This is a genomic window from Anaerolineales bacterium (assembly GCA_022866145.1).
Classification (GTDB): domain Bacteria; phylum Chloroflexota; class Anaerolineae; order Anaerolineales; family E44-bin32; genus PFL42.
This window is the reverse complement of sequence record JALHUE010000044.1, coordinates 1-4,027: the sequence shown is the minus strand read 5'-3', so window position 1 is coordinate 4,027 and position 4,027 is coordinate 1. Positions and strand designations below refer to the sequence as shown.

Here is a 4,027-nt window from a genome sequence, read left to right as displayed (position 1 = left end):
TGGCGAGGTCTTGCAGGAGGCCGACGGGGCGGCCGAGGCGCTGCTGGTGGCCGATATCGACCTGACCCGCGCCGATCACAAGGAGCGGCTGTTCATCCCCGGCGAGTACGAGCTGGATCTGATGGCCGATCGCCGGCCGGATCTGTACCACCGCTTGGTGGAGCCCGATCCAGAATCGCGTTGATGCATCCGCCGTGCGGCTTGGCCTTCCACCTCCCCCGCGTGGGGTTTCCTCTTCCTGCCTCGCTTCGGCTGCCCGGGCCGCGCACACTGTCAGGAACGCTTGCGCCCGGAAGCGTCAGCCTACTGCCGATACGCTCAGCGCCAAGGCGCGGCCGGTGAAGCCACTCCGTGCTTTGCAGGCACGTACCCCACACAGTAGCCCCGAGCTGGAATGGACCCTCGCCCGTCATTGGGGGCGCGCCGGCGCCATGCGAATTCGTATAGTCCAGGCGGGTGACCCTCAATCCAGCGGATCTTGGCGCGGCTGCACACCGGCAGATCCGCGCCAACATCGCCGCACTGACGGTTGATATGCTGCGGCCGCGTGCAGCCCAGGCGAACTCAGGTCGTTGGACGCTCCGACGGGCGCAAGCCGAGGCGCGGCAGACGGCAAGCGGGCTGTTGAGGGAGTCCGCGGGTCACCCGGGCTGGGCAGCCGGGGGACATCCCAGGATCGAGCCGCGGGTAAAGCGCCTCAGCTCAGACTTCATCGCAGGATGACCCCGCCTCGAATCCCCCACTTGGTCAGCTCGTGCACGACGGCCGGCAGGGCAACCAGCGGAAGGATCAACGCCCATTGGCTCCACCCCAGCGCCACGGTGTCGAAGATCGGCTGCAGGGCAGGCACATAGATCAACGGAAGCGTCAGCGCCAGCGAGAGCAGCACCGCATAGTTCATTGCCCGGTTGGAGAAGATGCCGATCTTGAACACCGAGTACCGTTCGGAGCGTGAGGTGTAGGCTCGCAGCAACTCCGACAGCGCCAGGGTGGCAAAGGCCATCGTCTCGGCGAACTCGGGCTGCTCCGGGTGCAGGTGCAGGCCTACCCCGTAGGCGGTCAGCGTGGCGGCGGCCTTGGCGATCGTCTGGATCCCCACGTGCAGGCGCATCTCCCGATTGATGATCGGCTCCGAGGGCGGACGCGGCGGCTGATTCATGATGTCGGGATCGCCGCGCTCGACGCCCAGCGCCAGCGCCGGGGCGCCGTCGGTGATCAGGTTGAGCCACAATAGCTGGATCGCCGTGAGGGGCGAAGGCAGGCCGGCCAACACGGCGACGAAGATGACCGCGATCTCCGCCAGGTTGCACGAAATCAGGTAGAAGACGAACTTGCGGATGTTGGCGTAGATGATGCGGCCCTGTTCGACGGCGGCGACGATGCTAGCGAAGTTGTCGTCGGTCAGCACCATATCGGCGGTCTCCTTGACCACATCCGTGCCGGTAATCCCCATCCCGACACCGATATCCGCTCGCTTGAGCGCCGGGGCATCGTTCACCCCGTCGCCGGTCATGGCGACCACATGCCCATTCGCCTTCAATCCCTCGACGATACGCGTCTTGTGCTCCGGTGAGACCCGGGCGTAGACGTCGTTCTGCATCACGGCCGCCGCCAGCGCCGTGTCGTCCATTTCGTCCAGGTCGTGTCCGGTGATCACGCCATGCCCAGGGCTGATCAGGCCGATCTGTTCGGCGATGGCGCGAGCGGTCGTCGGGAAGTCCCCGGTGATCATCACCGAGCGCAAGCCGGCGCGCCGGGCCAGCTGGATGGCCGCCGGCACTTCGGGGCGCGGCGGATCGATCATGCCGAACAGGCCGACGAAGATCAGGTCGCGCTCGATTGCCTCGGCGCGCACTTCCGACACCGCCTCATCCTGCACCCGGTAGGCAACCGCTAGAACGCGTAGGGCATCCTGCGTCATCCGGTCGTTGGCCTGGAGCACACGCTGGCGGTCGGCAGCCTCCAGGGAGGCCACACGATCGTCGGTCGTCTGTCGCCGCGTACACAGCCCGAGCACGATGTCCGGCGCGCCCTTGATGGCGATCAGCGTATGCTCGCGCCGCGAGGTGTCATAGAACGGACCCAGGTCCTCCGGATGTGGATCGCGCACGGTGTGGATAGTGGTCATCCGCTTGCGGCCAGAGTCGAAGGGCACCTCCTGGATGCGCGGATAGGCCAGCCCCATCGCCGCCGGATCGGCTCCGGCGCGCACGGCAGCCAGTAGCAGCGCCGCCTCCGTTGGATCACCCACCAGGCGCGGCGCCGAGCTATCGTCCTCTCCCGGCTCGAGCACCGCGTCATTGGCTAGCAGCGCCACCCACAGCGCCGTAGCCAGCGCCGGCATCGTTTGCAGCTCAACCGGTCGACCCAACTGCTGTAGCACGGCGCGCCCGTCGGCTGACCCCGCTCCAACATCGATCATCGCCCCGTCGACCCAGGCTCGGGTGACGGTCATCTGGTTCTGGGTCAAGGTGCCAGTCTTGTCCGAGCAGATCACCGTGGTCGAGCCCAAGGTCTCGACCGACGACAGGCGGCGGATCAGCGCATGGCGGGCGATCATCTCGCGCATGCCCAGCGCCAGGGTCACGGTGACCACCGCCGGCAGGCCTTCCGGCACAGCCGCCACGGCCAGGCTGACGGCAATGATGAACATCTCTAGCGGCGGCAGGCCGCGCAGCCAGCCGACGAGGAAGACCACCGCACAGATGGCCAACGTTCCCCAGCCCAGCGCCTTTCCCAACTGGTTGAGACGGCGCTGCAGCGGGGTGTCCTCCTGCTGCACCGACTGCAGCATCGTGGCGATCAGCCCGATCTGCGTCAGCATGCCGGTGCTCGTTACCACCCCGCGCCCGCGCCCATAGCTCACCAGCGTGCCCATGAAGGCGGTGTTGCGCCGGTCTCCCAGATTAATGTCCTGCAAGAGCACGACGCCGGCGTCCTTCTCGACCGGCACGGACTCGCCGGTCAGCGCAGCTTCCTCGATGCGCAGGTTGACGCTCTCGATCAGGCGCAGGTCCGCCGGGACGTAGTTGCCGGCTTCGAGCAGCACGATGTCCCCGGGCACCAGCTCGCCGGCGGTCACGATCTGGCGGTGACCCCCGCGGATCACATGCGCCTCGGGCGCCGACAGCCGGCGCAGAGCGGTCAGCGCCTGCTCGGCCCGGTGCTCCTGGATCACGCCCAGCACGGCATTCAGTACGACGATCGCCAGGATCACCGCCGCCTCAATCCAATCGCCGAGCACGGCCGAGATCGCCGCTGCCACGATCAGCACGATCACCAGGAAGGAGTTGAACTGGGCGATCAGGTTGTGCAGCAGGCCCGGCCGAGGCGCTTCCGCTAGCTCGTTCGGCCCATGGGCCTGCAGGCGCGAGCGCGCCTCTTCGGGGGTCAGCCCATCCTGCGGCGAGGTGTGCAGCGCTTGCAGCACTGCCGACCCTTCGAGTGTGTGCCAGACCTGGGAAGTCCCCGACGGTTGGTCGTCAGCGGGGTCGTCGAGGCTGAAGGCGGTCGTCATGCGCTCGTGCTCCGGAGCAGATGATTGCGGAGGAGCGGCCTGCGGCCGCTTCGAGCGCGAGTGTATCACGCCAAACTGGGGTCTTTGCCCGCCGGGACGGCGACGCGGGCGACGCCTGGCTGCAATTCTGGAACTACTCGAGATCCATCGTGTCCAGCGGTTCTGGATTCAATTCCTTGACAACTCCGCTGGTCATGAAGATCACCCGTTCGGCGATGTTGGTCGCCCGGTCGCCGATGCGTTCCAGGTTGTGGCCAGCGAACAACAGGAAAAGGGCCCGGCTGGTGGTCTTGGGATCCTCGATCATGTAGGTAAGCAACTCTCGGAAGACCTGCGTGTACAAGCCGTCGATGGTATCGTCCTGCGCCGCGACCTGGCGCGCCAGGTCGGGGTCGGCGGTCATGTGGGCGCGCAGCGCCTGCCGGGTCATGTCGCGGCACACCACTGCCATTCTAGGCAGATCGATCGGCTCCTTGACCGGCGGCTCATCGCCCATCCGGATCACTGTCC

General features: G+C 66.8%; 3 protein-coding genes. 1 reads left to right on the top strand and 2 read right to left on the bottom strand.

Features of this window, described 5'->3' with window-relative positions:
* Nucleotides 1-184 (top strand): hypothetical protein (locus tag MUO23_01335; protein ID MCJ7511594.1); only part of this gene is annotated, 184 nt, incomplete at its 5' end.
* Nucleotides 185-709: 525 nt separating this feature from the next.
* On the opposite strand, the gene MUO23_01330 is transcribed toward MUO23_01335, so the two are convergent.
* Nucleotides 710-3,517: a cation-translocating P-type ATPase gene (locus tag MUO23_01330; GenBank protein MCJ7511593.1), complete on the bottom strand. Its 2,808-nt coding sequence runs from the start codon at nt 3,515-3,517 to the stop codon at nt 710-712.
* A gap of 133 nt (nt 3,518-3,650) precedes the next feature.
* Nucleotides 3,651-4,027: hypothetical protein (locus MUO23_01325; protein ID MCJ7511592.1), on the bottom strand; the 377-nt coding region annotated here is incomplete at its 5' end.